The 18,966-nt window shown below is 71.1% G+C and carries 11 protein-coding genes; 1 reads left to right on the forward strand and 10 read right to left on the reverse strand.

Features of this window, described 5'->3' with window-relative positions:
- Nucleotides 1–27: 27 nt before the first annotated feature.
- From ACZ60E_RS25930 to eccD, 8 genes are all read right to left on the reverse strand, one after another.
- Nucleotides 28–405 carry a hypothetical protein gene (locus ACZ60E_RS25930; RefSeq protein ID WP_384814868.1) on the reverse strand — a complete coding sequence of 126 codons (378 nt, stop codon included), beginning with the start codon at nucleotides 403–405 and terminating at the stop codon, nucleotides 28–30.
- Between the two features lie 2 nt (nucleotides 406–407).
- Entirely contained in the window at nucleotides 408–863 is a 456-nt protein-coding gene (locus ACZ60E_RS25935; RefSeq protein ID WP_384814870.1) for a YbaB/EbfC family nucleoid-associated protein, read from the reverse strand.
- 175 nt (nucleotides 864–1,038) lie between these two features.
- Entirely contained in the window at nucleotides 1,039–4,677 is a 3,639-nt protein-coding gene (locus ACZ60E_RS25940) for an AAWKG family protein (RefSeq protein ID WP_469443554.1), read from the reverse strand.
- A gap of 122 nt (nucleotides 4,678–4,799) precedes the next feature.
- Nucleotides 4,800–5,267, reverse strand: coding sequence for a type VII secretion system-associated protein (locus tag ACZ60E_RS25945; RefSeq protein ID WP_189773764.1), 468 nt, complete (start codon nucleotides 5,265–5,267; stop codon nucleotides 4,800–4,802).
- A 208-nt stretch (nucleotides 5,268–5,475) separates the two neighbouring features.
- The gene (locus tag ACZ60E_RS25950; protein ID WP_107018902.1) at nucleotides 5,476–5,784 is read right to left on the reverse strand and encodes a WXG100 family type VII secretion target; all 309 of its coding nucleotides are present in this window, start codon (nucleotides 5,782–5,784) and stop codon (nucleotides 5,476–5,478) included.
- 85 nt (nucleotides 5,785–5,869) lie between these two features.
- Complete coding sequence (locus ACZ60E_RS25955) at nucleotides 5,870–6,205, reverse strand: hypothetical protein (RefSeq protein WP_384814876.1); 336 nt, start codon at nucleotides 6,203–6,205, stop codon at nucleotides 5,870–5,872.
- Nucleotides 6,206–6,698: 493 nt separating this feature from the next.
- The gene (eccB, locus tag ACZ60E_RS25960; protein WP_384814879.1) at nucleotides 6,699–8,288 is read right to left on the reverse strand and encodes a type VII secretion protein EccB; all 1,590 of its coding nucleotides are present in this window, start codon (nucleotides 8,286–8,288) and stop codon (nucleotides 6,699–6,701) included.
- Between the two features lie 56 nt (nucleotides 8,289–8,344).
- On the reverse strand, nucleotides 8,345–9,751 hold the full coding sequence (gene eccD / locus ACZ60E_RS25965; protein ID WP_469443448.1) for a type VII secretion integral membrane protein EccD: 1,407 nt from the start codon (nucleotides 9,749–9,751) through the stop codon (nucleotides 8,345–8,347).
- A 476-nt stretch (nucleotides 9,752–10,227) separates the two neighbouring features.
- Here eccD and eccCa point away from each other — a divergent pair, with 476 nt between their 5' ends.
- Nucleotides 10,228–14,265, forward strand: coding sequence for a type VII secretion protein EccCa (gene eccCa / locus ACZ60E_RS25970; RefSeq protein WP_469443450.1), 4,038 nt, complete (start codon nucleotides 10,228–10,230; stop codon nucleotides 14,263–14,265).
- Between the two features lie 103 nt (nucleotides 14,266–14,368).
- On the opposite strand, the gene ACZ60E_RS25975 is transcribed toward eccCa, so the two are convergent.
- Both ACZ60E_RS25975 and ACZ60E_RS25980 read right to left on the reverse strand, forming a co-directional pair.
- On the reverse strand, nucleotides 14,369–15,628 hold the full coding sequence (locus ACZ60E_RS25975; protein WP_469443452.1) for a S8 family serine peptidase: 1,260 nt from the start codon (nucleotides 15,626–15,628) through the stop codon (nucleotides 14,369–14,371).
- Nucleotides 15,625–18,942, reverse strand: coding sequence for a right-handed parallel beta-helix repeat-containing protein (locus ACZ60E_RS25980; protein WP_453795169.1), 3,318 nt, complete (start codon nucleotides 18,940–18,942; stop codon nucleotides 15,625–15,627). The genes ACZ60E_RS25975 and ACZ60E_RS25980 overlap by 4 nt, the downstream gene beginning before the upstream one ends.
- Nucleotides 18,943–18,966: the final 24 nt, after the last annotated feature.

Here is an 18,966-nt window from a genome sequence, read left to right on the forward strand (position 1 = left end):
AGGCGGGAGCGGCCGACGGCGCGTGGATCAGCGGCGACCATGCCCGCCCGGGCCGCCGTTGCCGTCCAGCCCGTTGGTGTCGAGCTCACGGTTGTTCTGCTCGATGGCCTCGATGTTGCCGTCACGGGTGGTCTTCATCAGCCGGACCTGGCTCACCGTGGCGTCCGTGATGCCCACCAGGGCGTCACGGATGGACATCATGGTCTCCTTGGTGGTCTGCCGCTCCTTCTGCTCCTGCGGCTTGGCCTTCTCGGCGAAATCGCCCTCCGAGCCGGGCCACTTGACGGTGGGGGCCAGCTCGTCGAGGAACTCCTCGGTCATGCTCCTGGCCAGGGTGCCGATCTCCTCCAGCTGCCCCGCCAGGGCCTCGATGCGCTGCGGGTCTACGTAGTACCGCTGTCCCATCGTCAGTCCTCCCCGTCGTCGCCGAGCGCGTCCCGCCAGGCGGGGGTGGCCTGGCCGTCGCGCGCCGTGTCCTCGTCGTCCTCCTGCAGCACCTCGGGACCGAAGATCTTCTCCCAGTCCAGCTCGAAGCCCTTCAGCTCCGGTACGTCGCTGCTGGGCTCGGCGAAGGGTGCCATCGCCTTCATCACGTGCTTGTTCATCTTCAGGCGTGCCGCGTTCGCCGCTTCCAGGACGCTCGCGGACAGCTCCTGGTGGGACATGTCCCGGTACTTGTTCTCCAGGAACTCGATCCCGGTCAGTTCGCCCTGCGGTCCCACCGTGGCGCGGACGGCGCGGTCGGAGGAGAGCACCGCGAACGAGGCCTGGCGCAGCTCGCGCTCGGTGCGCGCAACCGCCGCCTGGGCAGCCTGGAGCTCGGCCATGGCCTTCTCCAGTCGCTTCTCCAGCGGTTCCGTCACGGCCGCCCCACCCTTCTCGTCGGCAACTGCCCTGCTGATCTTGCCTGGTGAGGGCCCCTTCGCGGAAGTCCGGGAGGGGTGGTATTCGTCTCTCCCGCGTTCCTGCGGTGGCCGGACCAGTTCCCACGGTGGCCCGACCGGTCCCCGCGGGGGTCGCGCAGGCCCCCCACCGTGCTCACCGCCCGATCACGGCCGGTGTGCCGCCCTCCTCGGTGCCCCACACGTCCGCGTCCTCCTCCAGGTAGTCGGAGCTGGTGGCCCTGCGGCCCGGCTCCGACTCCTCCTCGGTGGACTCGCCACCGCCACCGCCGCCGGTGGTGTTGACCCGGGAGGCCGGCGCCAGGAAGGTGTCGCTGTCCTCCTGCCGGTTCCACGGGCTGCGCCTGCGGCGGTTGCGGCGCTCGCTCTCCTCGGCCGCGTCGACCAGGACGGAACGCACCCGCTCGCCGTTGCCCTTCTCGGCGCCGCCGCCCATGCCGCCCGCGCCGCCGCCCATCGGCATACCGGGGCTGCCCGGTGTCCCGGGGGCGCCGGGGGTCCCCGCCGAGGCCGCCGCGGTGCCGGCGCCGAGCGGGGAGGCCGTGCTGTCCGAGAGGGGGTCGACACCACCGGACGAGTTGAAGTCCGAGGACAGGCCGTCCGACCCGGAGAGGCCGCCGCCGGAGGACCCGAGGCTCCCTCCGCCGCCGCCGAGGTTCAGCTCGGAGAGCGGTACGTCGCGGGAGGTGGTGCCGTCGCCGCCGTCCCCGCCGCCGACGCCGTTGAGGTCTCCGAGGCTGTCGAGGATGCTCGACCTGTCGTTGTTCGCGTTCGTGTTGAGGTCGTGCAGGTCGACCCGTTCGGTGTTGCCCTGCGCGTCGGTGACGGTGGCGATACCGGTGTCCGGGTCGATGACCTGCTTGCTGCCGTCCGGGAAGGTGGTGGTCAGCTGGCCGTTGTCCAGGCTGGTGACCGACCCGTCCGAGTTGGTGAAACTCGCGCCGTGGGTCAGGTCGGTGGTCGTGGTGGTGCCGTCCGCGTTCGTGGTGGTCAGCAGTCCGTTGTCCGGGTCGAAGGAGCTCTCGCCGCCGTCCGCGAACGTGGTGACGAAGTCGCCCGTGTCGTCGAGTTCGACGTTGCCGCCGGTCGGGGTGTCCAGCCCGTTCTGATCGCCGTTGAGGTCCCCGAGGTTGCCCAGGTCGTCGATCGACTCGGTGGTGATGTCGTTCAGGTCGTTGAGATCGTTCAGGTCGTTGAGGCTGTTCTGGCTGTTCAGGTCGCCCAGGTTCCCGAGGTTCTCGGTGGTCGTCTTGCCGTCCGGGTCCACGGTGGTCGCCTGGCCGGTCGTGGGGTCGACGGTCTGGGTCGTGCCGTCCGGGAACGTGGTCGTCAGCTTCCCGTCGTCACCCAGCGACGTCACCGAACCGTCCGGGTTCGTCACCTTCAGACCGTCACCCAGATCCTGCGTGGTGACATTGCCGTCCGGCGACGTCGTGGTCAGCGTCCCCGTGTCGGGGTCGAACGACGTGGTGCTGCCGTCCGGGAAGTCGGTCGTCAGGTCGCCGGCGTTGTTCAGCTGCGTACTGGCGCCGGTCGGGCCGTCGAGCACCCCGTCGCCGTTGGCGCTGCCGTTGAGGTCGGTGAGGCTGCCCAGGTCGGTCGTCGTGGTCGTGCCGTCCGGGTTGGTGGTGATCGCCTGGCCGGTCGTGGGGTCGACGGTCTGGGTCGTGCCGTCCGGGAACGTGGTCGTCAGCTTCCCGTCGTCACCCAGCGACGTCACCGAACCGTCCGGGTTCGTCACCTTCAGACCGTCACCCAGATCCTGCGTGGTGACATTGCCGTCCGGCGACGTCGTGGTCAGCGTCCCCGTGTCGGGGTCGAACGACGTGGTGCTGCCGTCCGGGAAGTCGGTGGTGAGCTTGCCTCCGTCGGCCTGCGTATTGCCACCGGTCGGGGTCTTGAGGGAGTTCAGCGAGCCGAGGTTGCCGAGGTTCGAGGTGACCGGCCCCAGGTCGGTCTCGCCGTTGCCGTTGCCCTGGCCGTTGATGTCGCCGAGGTCGCCCAGGCTCTCGGTGGTGATGTCGTTCTTCTGGTTCAGCAGGTCGTCGAGGCCGTCGAGGTTCTGCTCGTTGACCGCGTTGGGGTCGTTGATGCCTCCGAGGCTCTCCTGCACGGCCTTGGCCTGCTCCTCGGCCTCGCGCTTGGCCTCTTCCTGCTCGCGCTTCTGCTCCTCGCGGAGTTCGTCCGCGTACTTCTTGTCCTCGTCGCGCTGCTGGTTCTGCTCGTTGCGGAGTTCCTCGGCCTCGCGCTTGGCCTCCTCCTGCTCCGCCTTCTGCTCGTTGCGGAGTTCGTCCTGGTACTTCTTGTCCTCCTCGCGCTGCTTGTTCTGTTCCTCCCGCAGCTCGTCCTGGTACTTCTTGTCCTCCTCGCGCTGCTCCTCCTGCTCCTTGCGGAGCTCCTCCTGGTACTTCTTGTCCTCCTCGCGCTGCCGGTTCTGCTCCTCCCGCAGCTCGTCCTGGTACTTCTTGTTCTCCTCGTTCTGCCTCTTGATCTCCTCCTCTTCCTCCTTCGCCTTCTTCTCCTCGTACTCCTCCGAGGCGGTGCTGGTCGACTTCGGCTTGGGCACGTTGTCCGCGAAGTCCTCGCCGAGTTCGAGGAAGTGGTTGTTCAGGTTCGACTGCACCGTGGCGGCGGGCTTGCTCAGGTAGTCCTCGACGCCCTGGCTCCAGACCTTGACCGCCTTGTCACCGACCTTGGCCCAGTTGGCGATGTCGGTCAGGTCGCCGTACTCGGGGTGCGTCTGGGTGAAGCCGCCCTGCGGGCTGTGCCGGACGGTGGTGGTGTAGCGGTTGCTGGTGGACGTGATGTTCGTCTTGGCGACGTTGTTCGCGTCCACCCACTGGGCGAGGTCGTCCAGGACGTAGCGCAGCACCTGGTGCGGGTCGTAGTACGGGGACTTCGCCCAGGCCAGCCAGGCCTCCAGCAGCTTGCTGGCGGAGTCCTCCAGGTACTTGCGGCCGAGCGACAGGGCGCGCGAGTACACCGTGTTGCCGGTGCCGGTCTCGTCGCCGGTGCCGGCCGAGGAGTCGAAGGTCTCGATGTAGGCGTCGTAGTTCTCGCGGATCTTCTTCAGCAGGCTGCGGAAGACTTCCGCGGCCTCGCCCTTCCAGCTGGCGTCGTCCTTGCTGAAACGGTCCTCCCAGTCCTTCAGGACCACCTGGTGGTCCCGGAAGAACTTGGCGGCGTAGTCGAAGGACTCGCCCGTCCGGTTGAAGGAGCTCAGGTCCACCGCGTCGCTGCCGCCCACGCTCAGGTTGCTGAACCGGGCGTTCTGGGTGCCGCCCCTCAGCAGCTCCAGGAGCGCCGTCCGCGGCCCGTTCATGTACCGGGCGAGCGGGATGGTGGACATCTTGTCCTTGTTGTAGTCCGTGAACTCGTTGCCCTCACGGACCTGCGCGTCGTTGACGTTGTCGGAGCCGGGACCGGCGAAGATGATCTCCTCGCCGGCCTTCACGCGGCCCTCGAACACGATCCGGGCCTGCATGATCTTCGTCTTCTTGCCGCCGTCGAAGAAGAAGATGTCGTAGTCCTCGCCGGTGTTGGTCAGGAACCCGGAGTCCTTGACCATCAGGCTGAGGCTGCGCTCCTTGATGTCCATCCGGAAGAGCTTGCCGCCGTGGTCGGAGCGGAGCGTGTCGAAGACGGTGCTGCGGTCCGGCACGGGATAACCGGTGATGTGCTTGACCAGGGTGGCCCAGACGTCACTCGACGGGTCACCGGCATTGTCGAACTTGTCGAGGTTGGTGCCGGAGTTGGGGTCGTAGCGATCGGCCACCGGGCGCCCTTTCTGGTCGGTTGTCGTCCGCACCGGCACACCGTGTCTTCGTACGGGTGCGCGAGCGTGGGTGTCTTACGGAGCGCGCCGGCCGGTCGCGGCCACCGCCGGCACAGGCGGGGTCAGTCCTCGTCTTCTTCTTCCGTGCCGCCGGCCGTGAGGGTGTCGACCTCTTCGAACGTCTGCAGCAGGGTCTGGGCGTCGATCGCGTCCAGGTTCTTGTTCTTGGTCTTGTTGGCCTCCTCGATGGTGTCCGAGAGGGCTTCCTTCAGCTCTTTGAAGAGATCCATCTGGTCGCCCAGCAGCTTGTCGATGGCCTCCGCGGTGGTGCGGACGCCCTCGATCAGCTTCGGTCCCGAGACCAGGGGCTCGGTGGCCATCTTGCCGATGCGCAGGAGCTGCTGGTTCTGGTCGAGGTTGTCCGGGGTGGTGTGCCCGTCGACGAGGTGGCCGAGCGGGCGGATGGTGGACCCGTCGCCCTCTTCGCGGTGCTTCTTGGCCGCCGTGTAGACCGGCTGTACCTCGTTGTCCCGGAAGTTCTCCATCTGCTTGAGGTCGAAATGCTTGACGTCGGCCTTTTCACCGGCCATGGGACGATCTCCTGCTGCTGGGTGCCGGACGGGGGTACGGACGGCCCGGTGGGCCGAGTGGTGCGGTGCGTGCGGCCGGCGGCCGGCCCGGCGGGCCCGGAGCCCGGGTCCACCGGACCGGCCGCCGATCACACGCGCACGACGTCCGGCCCTCGCACACGCCCTCGAAACCGCCGAGGGGATGCTCCGGCCGGACACGGCTCGGACCCTAGCGGGCCCGGACGTTGCCCCAGTTGTCGGCGCTCTTGCGCTCGTCACGGGAGTGGTTGTCGTGGATGGTGCGGATCAGCTCGCCGTTGTCGCCGAGGAGCCTGGCCATGTTCTTGGTGGCGTTGTCCCACTCCGCCTGGACCACGCGGTACTGCTCCTGGTCCGCGCCCTCCCAGGTGCTGACGAGCGGCTTCAGCTCGTCCTCAAGGTTGTTGAGGGTGTTGATGATCACCTGGGTCTGCTCCAGCAGTTCTTCAATGGCCTGCTGGACCTTGGGGTATTGCACATCGATGATGCCGTCGGCCATGACATCTCCTCTCGAAGGCCGGGCGCCTGGCCCGGGAAGCTCACGAAGTCCGGCTCCACCGAAGGAAGCCGGTACCGCGGGTGGGTCAGCTCAGTGCTTCGAAGACGCCCTGGCTGGTCTTGCTGTTGAGAACCTCGGTCAGGTCCTGGTTCTCCTTCGCCAGACGGTTGGCGGAGGTCACGTTCTCCTGGAGCGCGTCGATCATCGTGCTGATCTGGACGACGACCTTCTGCGCCTCGGCGTTCCAGCTGCGGAAGAGCTTCAGCAGTGCCTGGCCCTCGTCACCGCCGACTCCCGAACGCGCCGCGATCTCGGCGACGTTGTTCTGGGTCTTCTCGACCGCGTTGCGGGCCGACTCCAGAGAGGAGACGCCCCCCAAGCCCTTGGCATAGTCCGCTTTCCTTGCGGCGCTGTCCGCCATGTCACGCTCCCTTCGTTCAGGCGCGTCTCACGCACCGTTGCCCGCTGAGGCTAAAGAGAAAACAGGGTTCCGCGCAACGCGTGCAGGCAAGATGTGAGTAACAGCCGGTTCGGTAGAATTCGCCTGTATGGCAACGGAGTTGTGCGAACGTTGCAGCCCGGTGAACACGCGCAGCCCTACTTCCCGGGATACGGCGCGCCAACCGCCCCCGAACAGCACGGGAAGCGGGCGGAAAGCGGGCACGCGATGAGTCCGAACGGTCACGGAGAAGCATCGCTCCCGGCAATGTGTACGTTCCCATCCGTATTCCGCAGGTGGGATCCGCCGAAATATTTGAGCTTTTCCTGAGGTTTCGCCTTCGTGTACCGCCGAGTAGGACTCTCTGCGCCGCGCCATCCGGGCCGAGTTCGGCTCGACGTTATCCCGCGCCCGTCCCTTTCGTATTCCTTTTCCCGGCGCACCACGGCTTCGTCGCGGGAATCGGGATGCGGTGTCAGCCCTTCGAAGCGGCGCTCGCCTCCTCGACCTTGCCGGTGCCCGCCGGCTTGCCGGGGCCCCCGGCCTTGCCCGGCTGCTCGGCGGTGCCGCACCGGGGGGCCGTGACCTTGGGCTCCGTGACACCGACGGCGGCGGCCGGATCGAGGTCCGCACCGGTCGGGAAGGCCGCGAGCAGCGGGGCCGGGACCGAGCCGATGTCGGAGGCCTGGTACCCGAGTGCCGCCAGCGATTCCTTGGCGGAGAGGCGGTACTTCACGCCGTTCTCCGCCACCAGGTAGGTGGTCCCGGCGTGCGCGGCGCCACTCGCGTGCAGGGCCCGCACCAGGGCGCCGTGCCCTGGACGTACCACCGTGGCCTCCGTGGGCACACAGGCCGCCTCCAGGGGCTCCGCGGTGCCCGCGGACACGGCGACCGGGGTCAGCTCGGTCAGCGGGACCAGGACCGACCTGATCCGTACGCCGCCGTCGTCGCCGTCGACCTGGGCGCAGAGCGCGCTGCCGCGCTCCGCGGACTGCGGGAGGGGCGGCGCGTCCGGCAGTTCGGCGGAGGCGGCGTCGGCCGCGTCCTTCGCCGCGTGCTCGCGCAGCGCGTCCGCGCCGACCGTGCGCACGTCGGGCGACTGTCCCTCGTAGGCGTCCTTCTGGGTGGCCGGGTCGCCCAGTACGAGGGCGGCGCCGAGCCGGGTCAGCGGCACCAGGCCGTCCTTGCGCAGCAGGTGGTAGGTGCTGCCGCCGCCGACGACGCTGACCTTGAACAGCTGGCCGACGCGGGTTGCCTCGCCGCCCAGTTCGGGGCCCTTCTCGCCCCGCCCCGGCACCGCGGGCGGCTTGAGGGCGGGGCCGGGAGCCAGTGCGTCGAGGAAGGCCGCCGAGACGGGCATCGGGTCCTGGGAGCCGTAACCGAGGGCGGTGCGGGCGTCGGAGGCGCGGTCGAGCGGCAGCCTGCTGCCCCGCCACACCAGGTACTCGGTGTCGTCCGGGCCGCTCACCAGCACCCCGCGGTCGCGGCCGATGCCGCGCGAGTCCAGCGGCATCCCGGCCGCCACGGTGGTGGCTCCGGGCTTGTCGACGCCGGTGGTGGCCACGACGCCCGAGGTGTTGGGCAGCGCCCCGTCCGGCCCGGTGACGCACATGTGCCAGGCGCCGTCGTCGAGCTGCCCGGAGGCCGGTACGGCGTCGGGGGCGCCGGGGATGCCGACCGGGGAACCCACCGGAACGCCCTGCAGGGAGGGGGTGTGCACGTCGGCGGTCGCCAGGTCGGAGCCGCCGATCAGCTTCGCCGAGGCGTAGTTGCGTACCGGGTGCAGTACGCCGTCGGTGCCGGTCCACAGATACCGGGCGCCGGTGTCGCGGTTGACCACCAGGTGTTCACCGTCGCGCCAGCCGTCGTTCCCGCCGGGGCGCAGCAGGCCGTACACGGTGGCGCCCGCGCCGATCAGGACGGTCACCAGGACGCCGAAGACCACACCGCGGGTGGTGCGCCCGAGCGGGCTCTCCGGGGCGTCCGGGTCGGCCATCAGCAGGCCCGAGCTGAGCCTGCCCATCATGAAACTGTGGGCGTGTACCTGGTCTCTTTTGGACTGCACGGCCTCTCCTCAACTCCTTCTGCGTGCCGGGCGTGCGGGTGTGCTCAGCGGGGTGCTCAGCCGAACAGGCCGCGCAGCCAGCCGAACAGGCCCGCGGCCCAGAGGGCGAGCGGCAGCAGCGCCACGGCGAAGCCGGTGTGCGCCAGTTCGGCCGCGCGGCCCCAGTACGGCAGCACCCGGCGGCCGGGCACCGTCCAGGCGGCGATCACGAAGGCGGCGGCGGCGCCGAGGAGCACCGCGAAGACGACCGCGCGTCCGGTGCCCTCGTGGCCCGCCGCCCAGGCGCGGGCGAGCAGCAGCAGGCCCAGGACGCCGGGCACGGCCAGGGTGAGCCGCTGCGAGATGTGCACCAGACCGCGGCAGTGCAGGAGCATCAGCAGGGTCAGTCCGAGGGCCGTCAGCGTCTCGGGCAGGTTCGGTTCCTCGGTGAGGACGATCAGGGCCGCCGAGGCGATGACGCCGGTGGCGGCGAAGAGCGCGGTGACCCAGCGTCCGGCGAGCATGGTGCGCTCGGCGACCTCGTCGCCCGCGTAGGGCTCGATGCCCTCCTGGAGCTGGGCGGCGGAGGACGGCAGCGAGGGCAGCCGCATGCCGGCCAGCTTGAAGGCGAACGGCGCGACCGCTCCGGCGGCGAGCGCGACCACGGTGGCCACGAGCGCCACCGAGGCCTGCACGGCCAGGCCGGTGTAGCCGATGAGGCCCCCGGCGATCGCGGTGGCCACCGAGACCAGCGCGGTCGCGAACAGGGCCGGGGCGCCGACCGCGGTGGCGGCGAGCGCGAGGACCGCGCCGCCCGCGCCCGCCGCGCCCGCGGCGAGCAGCCGCGCGCCGATGACCTGGCGTGCGTCCGCGCCGGTCAGGTCGCCGCCGGGCAGCAGCCAGCCGGCCAGGGCCAGGCAGGGCGCGACCAGCATGCCGAGCGCGGTCGCGGAGAGGCGGTCGCCGACCGCGCGGCTGGCCGAGCCGGCGCCCGCGAGGAGCAGCAGGCCGGTCACGGCCGCGTAGGCGACGCGGGAGAACCCGGTGTTGGGCGTGCCGGGCCACAGGACCAGCGCGAGGGCGGCCAGCACGGTGGCCGCGGTGGTGCCCACCAGGAGCGCGCGGGCCGCTTCGGGGTGCCAGGTGTTCAGGCGCCGCCCGGCGGTGTCGGCTATCCCGTCCACGAGGTCGTCGAGGCGGGCCTCGGGCAGTGCCTCGGTGTGCGGGCGCAGATAGAGCACGGCGCCGTCGGAGAGCCCCGCGTGGGCGAGGGTGGTCTCCTCGTCGAGTGGTGCGTCTCCGAGCTGCTGGAGGACCCAGCCGGCGTGGTCGAGGCCGGCTTCTTCCGCCTCTTCGCCGACATATCGCAGCAGCGTGGGCAGCAGATCGGCGACCGGTACGTCGGCCGGGACGGCCAGATCGACGGAGACGCTCGGCGCACGTACGGTCAGGCGGCACAGTTCGGCCACAGCGCTGTCGGTCATCAGCGTAACTCTCGTCTTCCGTGGGGGCTTTGACAGGAGGACTTCCCCGGGGCAGTGGGAGGGCCTCCCCGGGAGAGGGATGTGCGAAGAGTACGGAAGGCCCGCGCGCGGTCGGGAACGGGGGTGCCGGGCCGGTGAATTTCGTCCGCGCGGCCGGCGACCGCCCCTCCCGCGTGGACAGGTCGCGTTCCGTGAATGCAGACTACTGCCTACGCCCGCCGGATCGTGCTGCGGACCGGACGCATTGTCCGGTATGGAGTTGTCCAACACGGGAGTTGACCGTCCCCGCTATCCGCTCGAAACATTCACCCGGCGTTCCCCGGATCGCGGGGGACCCGGACAATGTGCTCGGTGCGGTCTTTCCCGCTGCCGGGTGCGCCGGTATTCGGTGCGGGCCGGAAAGCCAGTAAAACCGGAGGTTCTGTTCCTTGAGTGTCGTGCTGTTTCGCCGGCCGGCCCGCAGACGCGGACCGCAGATGCCCGAGGGGCAATTGACCCTTCAGGAGCCACCGGTCCTTGCCGAGACCGTGCCCGACACCTCGGCGATATGGACCTATTTGCCGATGGCCCTGATGTCGGTGTCGATGATGCTGATGTTCCTGCGCCCCGGGGGCGGCAACGGCGTCTTCATGTATCTGGCGATGGGCGTCATGGCGCTCTCCGCCGGTGCGATGCTGCTGGGGCAGCTGATGCGCCGCTCCAGTGAGCGCAAGCAGCGCCTGAAGGGCGAGCGCCGCGACTACCTCCGGTATCTGGCGCAGACCCGCAAGCGGGTCCGGTCCACGATCACGGAGCAGCAGCGGGCGCTCGCCTGGCGTCACCCCGATCCCGCCTCGCTGCGCTCGCTGGCCCGCACGTCCCGGCTGTGGGAACGCCGCCCGGCAGACGAGGACTTCGGTGAGGCGCGGCTCGCGGTCGGTGAGCAGCAGCTCGCGCTGACCCTGCAGCCGGTCTCCACCCGCCCGGTGGAGGACCTCGAACCGCTGTGCGCGCACGCCCTGCGCCGTTTCATCCGCGCGTACTCCACCATCCCCGAGCAGCCCCTCGGTCTCTATCTGCGCTCCTCGGCCCGAGTTCTGGTGCGCCCGGCGGAGGCTCCCGGCCAGCCGGCGCCCTCCGAACCGGGCGTGCCCCCGCAGGGGGAGAGCGGCACGGCCGAGGGCGGCACCCTGACCGAGGGCCCCGGTGCCGAGGCCGTACGCGCTCTCGTGCGTGCCGCGCTCGCCCAGCTCGCGGTGTTCCACGCACCGGAGGAGCTGTGGATCGCGGTCTGTGTCAGTGACGAGCGGCGGCCCGACTGGGAGTGGGTCAAGTGGCTGCCGCACGCGCTGCACCCGCACGAGGAGGACGGCGCGGGCCAGGTCCGCCGGATCACCGCCGAACTCACCGAGCTGGACGACCTGCTCGGCGCCGAGTTCGCCGAGCGGCCCGGCTTCGACGCGGATGCCCGCCCCGGCCGTGACGAGCCGTACACCGTCGTCGTCCTGGACGGTGTCAGTGTCCCCGAGGGCCATCGCTGGGAGGGGCAGGGCTATCGCAACGCCGTGGTCCTCGACGTCTCCGGGGCGCTGCGCTGGCGGCCCGGCCGCAACACGCTGCGGCTGACCGTCGGAGCGGACCGGGTGAGCCTGGTGCGCACCGACCGCAGCCGCAAGGAGCGTTCGGTGGCGCTCGGCCGCCCCGACCGGCTCGGCCCGCTCGGCGCGGAGTCCCTGGCCCGGCTGCTCACGGCCCGCCGGATCAGCCTGGGCACCGACATCTCGCAGCCGCTGGAGACGGACGTCGAGCTGACCACCCTGCTCGGCATCCCCGACCTGCACCGGCACGACCCGCAGACCCTCTTCAGCAAGCACATCGGCTCCGGCCGGCTGCGGGTACCGGTCGCGGTCGGTGTGGACGGCCGCCCGGTGGAGCTGGACATCAAGGAGTCCGCGCAGGGCGGCATGGGCCCGCACGGCATGCTCATCGGCGCCACCGGCTCCGGCAAGAGCGAGCTGCTGCGCACCCTGGTCCTCGGCCTCGCCCTGACCAACTCCTCCGAGACCCTCAACTTCGTCCTGGTCGACTTCAAGGGCGGCGCGACCTTCCTGGGCCTGGAGGAACTCCCGCACACGTCCGCCGTCATCACCAACCTCGCCGACGAGGTCGCCCTGGTGGAACGTATGCAGGACGCCCTGCACGGCGAACTCATGCGCCGCCAGGAGCTGCTGCGCTCCGCGGGCAACTACACCTCCGCCCTGGAGTACGAGCGGGCCCGCGCCGCCGGGACCGACCTCGCGCCGCTGCCCAGCCTGTTCGTGGTGGTCGACGAGTTCAGTGAACTGCTCTCCACGCACCGCGAGTTCATGGACCTGTTCGTGATGATCGGCCGCCTCGGACGTTCACTCGGAGTTCATCTGCTGCTCGCCTCGCAGCGCCTGGACGAGGGCCGTATGCACCAGTTGGAGAGCCATCTCTCGTACCGCATCGGTCTGCGTACGTTCTCCGCGATGGAGAGCCGCGGCGTGCTGGGTGTACCGGACGCCTACCAGCTCCCGGCCTCGCCCGGCAACGGCTACCTGAAGTCCGGTGTGGAGGCCCTGACCCGGTTCCGGGCCGGCTACTCCTCGGGCACCTACCGGCGTCGTACCGGCGCCGTGGTCCAGGCCCGGGTGGCCAGCCAGGTGGTGCCGTGGACCAGCGGCTGGGTGGTGCCCCGCACCTTGGAGGCCGCGCCCGAACCGGAGCCGGAGAACGAGGAGAGCGAGGAGGACGAGGAGACCCTGCTCGCCGTGGCCCTCGACCGGCTGCGCGACTCCGGCCCCGCCGCCCACCAGGTGTGGCTGCCGCCGCTGGACGAGCCCACTCCGCTGGACGCGCTGCTGTCCGGCCTCGCCCCCGATCCGGTACGCGGCCTCACCGCCGTCAACTGGTCGGGGACGGGCAAGCTCCGGGTTCCGGTCGGTCTGGTGGACAAGCCCTTCGACCAGCGCCGCGACCCCCTGGTCGTGGACCTCTCCGGGGCCGGCGGCCATGTCGCCATCGCGGGTGGTTCACAAAGCGGCAAGTCCACCCTCATGCGTACGCTGATCGGTGCGCTCGCCCTCACCCACACGCCCGCCGAGATCCAGTTCTACTGCCTCGACTTCGGCGGCGGCGGTCTCTCGCAGCTCGCCGCGCTTCCGCACGTCGGCGGTGTCGCGGCGCGGCTCAACCCGGAGCGCGTGCACCGGGCGGTCGCCGAGGTCATGACGCTGCTGGCCCGGCGCGAGCAGTTCTTCGTGGACCACACCATCGACTCCATGCAGTCCTACCGCCGTCGCCGGGCCGCCGGGGAGTTCCCCGACGAGCCCTTCGGCGACGTGTTCATGGTGGTCGACGGCTGGTCGACGGTCCGCCAGGACTACGACGACCTGATCCAGAAGTTCAACGAGCTGGCCGCCCGCGGTCTCAACTACGGCATCCACCTGCTCATCACCACCACCCGCTGGGTGGAGCTGTCCGCCCAGGTCCGCGACCAGGCCGCCACCCGCCTCGAACTGCGGATGGGTGACCCGATGGACTCCGAGATCGACACCCGCAAGGCCCGTTCGGTGCCGCGCAGCGGTGGGCGCGGCATCACCGCGGACACCAAGATGCACTTCCTGGCCGGGCTGCCCCGCCTGGACGGCAGCGGCTCCCTCGAAGACCTCGGCGACGGCGTCGGGCACATGGTCGCGGAGGTCGCCAAGCACTGGCCCGGCGCGGCCGCCCCGCAGGTCCGGATGCTGCCGCACCGGCTTCCGCTCGCCGAACTCCCGGCGCCCGAGTCCACCGAGGGCGACGGCATGCGGCTGCCTCTCGGTATCGACCAGGACGCCCTGGAACCGGTCTGGCACGACTTCAGCCGCACCCCGCACCTGGTGGTGGTCGGCGACACCGAGAGCGGCAAGACCAACCTGCTGCGCCGCATCGTGGAGGGCATCACCACGCGGTACTCGCCCGCCGAGGCGAAGATCATCGTGGTGGACTACCGGCGCACCCTGATCGACACCGTCCCCGCGGAGTACCGCATCGGGCACGTCATCTCCCTGGACAACCTCAAGGAAACCATCGAGGGCGCGGCGCGGGCCATGAAGACCCGCGTCCCGGGGGCCGACATCGCCCCGGGCCGGATGCGCAAGTGCGACTGGTGGACGGGCCCGCGCCTGTTCATCCTGGTCGACGACTACGACATGGTGTCCGGCAGCTCCTTCCAGAGCCCCATGGAGCCGCTGTTCGAGTATCTGACGCTCGGCTTCGAGATGGGCCTGCACCTGGTGGTCGCGCGCAGCGCCATGGGCGCGGGGCGTGGTCTCAGCGACGGTCTCATCCGCCGCCTGGACGAGGCCAACAACCCGGCGATCCTGCTGTCCTGCCCGCCCACGGAAGGGCGCCTGTTCGGCAACGCGAAGCCGCGCAACCTGCCGCCCGGCAGGGCCCTGCACATCGCCCGCCGCCGTGAGCGTCTGATGCAGACGGCGCTGGTGGACGAGCCTGCGCCCCAGACGGACTGAAGGCAAGAAGATTGCGCCGTTCCCCGCGCCCCTTTTCAGGGGCGCGGGGAACGGCGCAATCTTCTTGCCTTGAGGGGCGCGACCCGCACCCGACAACCCGCCGTCAGTCCCCGTCCGCGTCCACGACAACCCGCTTCGCGGAAGGCCCGGCGGCCCGCCATCCCCGAGCCCTGGCCCTCGGCAGAGCAACCGCGCCCCACAGCACGGCGAGCACACCCCCGGTCCCGAGGACCACGAAGAGCGTGGCCCGATCGGTGGCCCGGTCAGCCGCGGTCGTGTCCCGCACGGTCACGGGATCGGCGGCCCGCTCACCCCCACCGGCCCCATCGGAGTCGCTGAGGACCGTGGTGACGGCGGCGTAGGCGTCGAGCTGCGGGATGTCCGCCGGATACGCGGTCGCGGTCAGCCGGCGAGCGACGTCGTCGGCCGAGTCGTCGGGCCGGGCGGCCCGGACCGCAGCGGCGGCCCCGGCCGCGTAGGCGGCAGCCACCGACGCACCCGCACCGAGGTAGTGCCCGTCGCCGCGCGGCCCGCCGGAGACGACCCCCGCGCCGGGCGCCGCCAGATCGACACCGCTGGTGGCCAGGGCGTTGTCCGGGCGGGCTCCGGCGGGAAGCATGTCGGCGACCGACAGGACGCCGGGTTCAGCGGCCGGCCAGTAGCTGCGGGGCGCGATCTCGTCGGAGGCTCCGGCCCCCCGCGCCGGATCCGGCGTGGCCGCGGCCACCACCACCGCCCCCGCCCGCCGTGCGTCGGCGACCGCACGCGTCAGTTCCGCGTCGCGGCGTGGCAGAGCCACGGAGACGGCGATGACGTCGGCATCGGCCTCGGTCGCCGCGCGCACGGCCGCCACGACCAGGGCGGAACTCGCCTGGCCACGCTGGTCGGTGCCCCGTAGCGCCAGGATCTTCGCGCCCGGGGCGACACCGGTCAGCTGTGCGCCGCCCCGGCCGGCCCCGGCGATCAGTCCGGCCAGGAAGGTCCCGTGGCCGACGCAGTCGTCACCTGCCGTGCCCTGGGCGGTGACCCGGCCGTCGAGGCCCTCGGCCCCGGTGTCCACCCCGGTGTCGATCAGGGCGACGGTCACCCCGGCACCGGTGCTGTAGCCGTGCAGCCGGTCCAGATCGAGGCGCTGGCGCGACCAGTCCTGCTTCTTCGCCTTCTCGCGGGAGGCGGGCGTGCAGGGCGCGTCCGAGTCGATCGAGGAGGGCATGCCGGGCAGTTCCTGGCCCTTCTTCCCGTCGGCCGCAGGAACGCGCGTCAGGGGCGCCGCCTGGGCCGTGACGGCCGTGGGCAGCAGCAGGGCGGCGACGCAGCCGACCCCGGACAGCATGCGGGCGGCCCCGCGGGCGGACGACTTCATCGGGGAGCCGCCTTCGGTGCCACGGCCTCGACGTCCTCGGGGACGAGGATGCGCAGGTCGTCCAGGGTGGGCGCGGCCAGCGAACTGAGCCGTCTCGCCTGGCGGGTGACCATCGACTCGACCACCTGGCGGGCCAGGCGGGCGTTGCCGAAGGACCGGTCCCGGGGCAGCGATTCGAAGTACTCCTTGAGCAGCGGGCCGGTGCCGGGGCCGCACTCGTACCCCATGTTCGCGGCCTGTGTCCGCACGATGGTGACCAGTTCCTCGGAGGAGTAGTCGGCGAAGCCGATCCGGCGCGGGAAGCGCGAGGACAGGCCCGGGTTGGAGGCGAGGAAACGCTCCATCTCGTCGGTGTAGCCGGCGACGATGACGACCACCTCGTCGCGGTGGTCCTCCATCAGTTTCAGCAGGGTGTCCACGGCCTCCTGGCCGAAGTCGGCGCCGCCGCCCTTCGGGGTGAGGGTGTACGCCTCGTCGATGAACAGCACACCGCCGCGGGCCTTCTCGAAGACCTCTCGGGTGAGCTGGGCAGTGTGGCCGATGTAGCGGCCGACCAGGTCGGCGCGGGCCGCCTCGACCAGTTGACCCCGCTGGAGTATGCCGAGTTGGGTGAGAATCTCCCCGTAGAGCCGGGCGACGGTCGTCTTGCCCGTACCGGGCGGGCCGGTGAAGACCAGGTGGTTGCTGAGCGAGGGCACCGGCAGCCCGGCGGCGGCCCGGTGACGGGCCGTGGTGATGAGGTTGACCAGGTCCGCGACCTCGCGCTTCACCTCGGACAGGCCGATCATGTCGCCGAGGCGGGTCAGCGGGTCGTCGGCCGGGGCCGCGCTCTCGGCGGCACCGGTGACGGCGGTCGCGGAGACGTCGTCGGGCAGCAGCAGCCGCAGATCACGCTCACCGACCTGCTGCTGGGAGGCGAGCCGGACCGCCTGTCTGTCCACCATCTCCTCGAACACCCCGCGCGCGGCGCGGCCGTTGCCGAAGCCCGCGTCCCGTGGCATCGCCTCGAAGTGCGCGGCGAGCGCCGCCTCGGTGCCCTCCCCCAGTTCGTACTGGTGCTGGGCGCACATGTTCTCCATGATCGCGACCAGTTCGGGCACCGAGTAGTTCTCGAACTCGACGGTCCGCGAGAAACGCGAGGCCAGACCCGGGTTGGAGGCGAGGAAGGAGTCCATCTCGCGGGAGTAGCCGGCGGCGACCACCACCACGTCGTCGCGGTGGTCCTCCATCAGCTTCAGCAGGGTGTCCACCGCCTCGCGGCCGAAGTCGGCGCCGCCGTTGTTGCTGTCCGAGGTCAGCGTGTACGCCTCGTCGACGAACAGCACGCCGCCGAGTGCCCGCTGGAAGGTCTCGGTGGTCTTGATGGCGGTACCGCCGACGACCTGCGCGACCAGGTCGGCGCGGGAGACCTCCACGAGGTGCCCGCTGCGCAGCGAACCCAGCTCGGCCAGGATCGACCCGTAGAGGCGGGCCACGGTGGTCTTACCGGTACCGGGCGGGCCGGCGAAGATCAGGTGGCGGCTCATCGGCGGGGCCGACATGCCGAGCTGTTCGCGGCGCTGGGCGAGCTGGGTCAGGTTGACCAGCGTACGGACCTGCTGCTTGACGTTCTCCAGGCCGATCAGCGCGTTCAGGGCGCCGAGCGGGCCTTCCGGGCGGTCCGCCGCGGGCCCGTCCGCGGCGCCGGAGCCCGCGGGGTCGGTGTTCTCGGCGCTGCCGGAACCCCAGGCGTCCCGCTTGCCGTTGCCGTTGCTGTTCAGGCCCTCCACGGCCAGCCGCTCACCGGGGGCGGTCTGCACCAGGCCGCCGCCCTCGTTCTCCCGGGCGAGGCAGTTCACCAGGGAGACCGGCGCGGTGGACTCGATCCGGAAGCCGTCCTGGGCGCCGCCGGACACCTCGCAGCCGCTGAGCGAGGCGAGCGCGCCCTCGCGCAGCAGGAATCCATGGCCTCTGGGGGCGTGCACCGAGGTGCGGTTGGCGGTCAGTTCGCCGCCCGCGGCGACGACCACGCCCTCCTCGCCGGATATCTCGATGCGGAAGTCGCGGACGGTGACGTTGCCGCCGTCGTCGACGACCAGGCCGTTGGTGGTCGTGTCGGAGACTCCGCCGCCGGCCAGGTAGAGGGTGCTGCCGGAGGCGACGCGTACGCCCGCGCCCTTCGGCCGGACGATCTCGCAGTCCTCGGCTCGGCCCCGGGCGTCCTTGGAGAGCACGATGCCGTCGCCGGAGGGCTCCACCAGTCTGGCCCGGCGCAGCAGCGGGTTGGCGCCGCCGCGCACCGCGATGGCGGGCGAGCCGCCGATCACCTCAAGGTGGTCGAGTTCCGCCGCCGAGTCCTCCTCCAGGAGCAGCCCCGTCTGGTCGCAGTCGCGGACCGTCAGGCCGGTCAGGGCCGGTGAGGCCGCCCCGGCGACCCGCAGGGCGGCACCCTGCGCGCCGTCCACCCAGCAGTCCTCGAAGGTGCCGCGCGACCGGTCGGTGACCAGCACGCCGTGTCCGCGGGTGCGCGAGACGCGGCAGCGGCGCAGTGTCGGGTCGGTGCCCTTGGCCAGGACGATGCCGTTCCCGGACGAGCCGGTGACGCGGACGTCCTCCAGCGTCGTACGGCCCGCGCTGCTCAGGTGCACACCGGTGCTGGTGTCGTGGACCACCGTGCGGATCACCGAGAGGGAGCTGTTCTCCTCCAGGGCGATGGAGGGCTTGTCGGTGGAGGAGATGTCGCAGTCCTCGACCGTGCCGCGGGATTCGCCGTTGGCGAGCAGGCCGTTGCCGCGGGCGTCGCGGACCGTGCAGCCGCGGACCCGTGCCTCGCCCTGCTCCGCGAGGACCAGGCCGCTGGTGCCCAGGTGCTCGAAGGTGCAGGACTCCACGGTGGTGGGCGTGGTCGAGGTGACCACGATGCCCGCGCCCTGCGAGTTGCTCACCCGGCACTCGCGCAGCGCGATCGAGCCGGTGCCCCCGGCCAGCAGCGCCGTCCAGGCGGAGCCGATGATCTCGCAGCCGTCGAACGCGGCCTGTCCGCGCCGCACGTCCACGGCGGGCTGCTCGGCGTCGCCGCCGCGCAGGGTGAGTTCGGAGACCATCACGGCATCGGCGCGCAGCGCGAGCACACTGCCCGAGCGCGGCCGGATCTCCACGGTGCCCCGGCCCTCTTCGGCAGTGAGGGTGACCCTGGTGTTGATCACCAGGTTCTCCGCGTACGTCCCGGGCCGGACGCTGATCAGCGCGCCGGTACGGGCAGCCGAGAGTGCCTCACCGATCGTCCGGTAGCGATCCCGGTCCCCCGGACCGACCGTCAGTACCTGGCGCGACACGCACCAACCTCCTTGCCACGGGGG

It is taken from the genome of Streptomyces sp. NPDC102514, from assembly GCF_055584525.1.

Coding starts and splice junctions, on each gene's coding strand:
- ACZ60E_RS25930 (WP_384814868.1), bottom strand. CDS start 405: ATGGGACAGCGGTACTACGTAGACCCGCAGCGCATCGAGGCCCTGGCG.
- ACZ60E_RS25945 (WP_189773764.1), bottom strand. CDS start 5,267: ATGGCCGGTGAAAAGGCCGACGTCAAGCATTTCGACCTCAAGCAGATG.
- ACZ60E_RS25950 (WP_107018902.1), bottom strand. CDS start 5,784: ATGGCCGACGGCATCATCGATGTGCAATACCCCAAGGTCCAGCAGGCC.
- ACZ60E_RS25955 (WP_384814876.1), bottom strand. CDS start 6,205: ATGGCGGACAGCGCCGCAAGGAAAGCGGACTATGCCAAGGGCTTGGGG.
- eccD (WP_469443448.1), bottom strand. CDS start 9,751: ATGACCGACAGCGCTGTGGCCGAACTGTGCCGCCTGACCGTACGTGCG.
- eccCa (WP_469443450.1), top strand. CDS start 10,228: ATGCCCGAGGGGCAATTGACCCTTCAGGAGCCACCGGTCCTTGCCGAG.
- ACZ60E_RS25975 (WP_469443452.1), bottom strand. CDS start 15,628: ATGAAGTCGTCCGCCCGCGGGGCCGCCCGCATGCTGTCCGGGGTCGGC.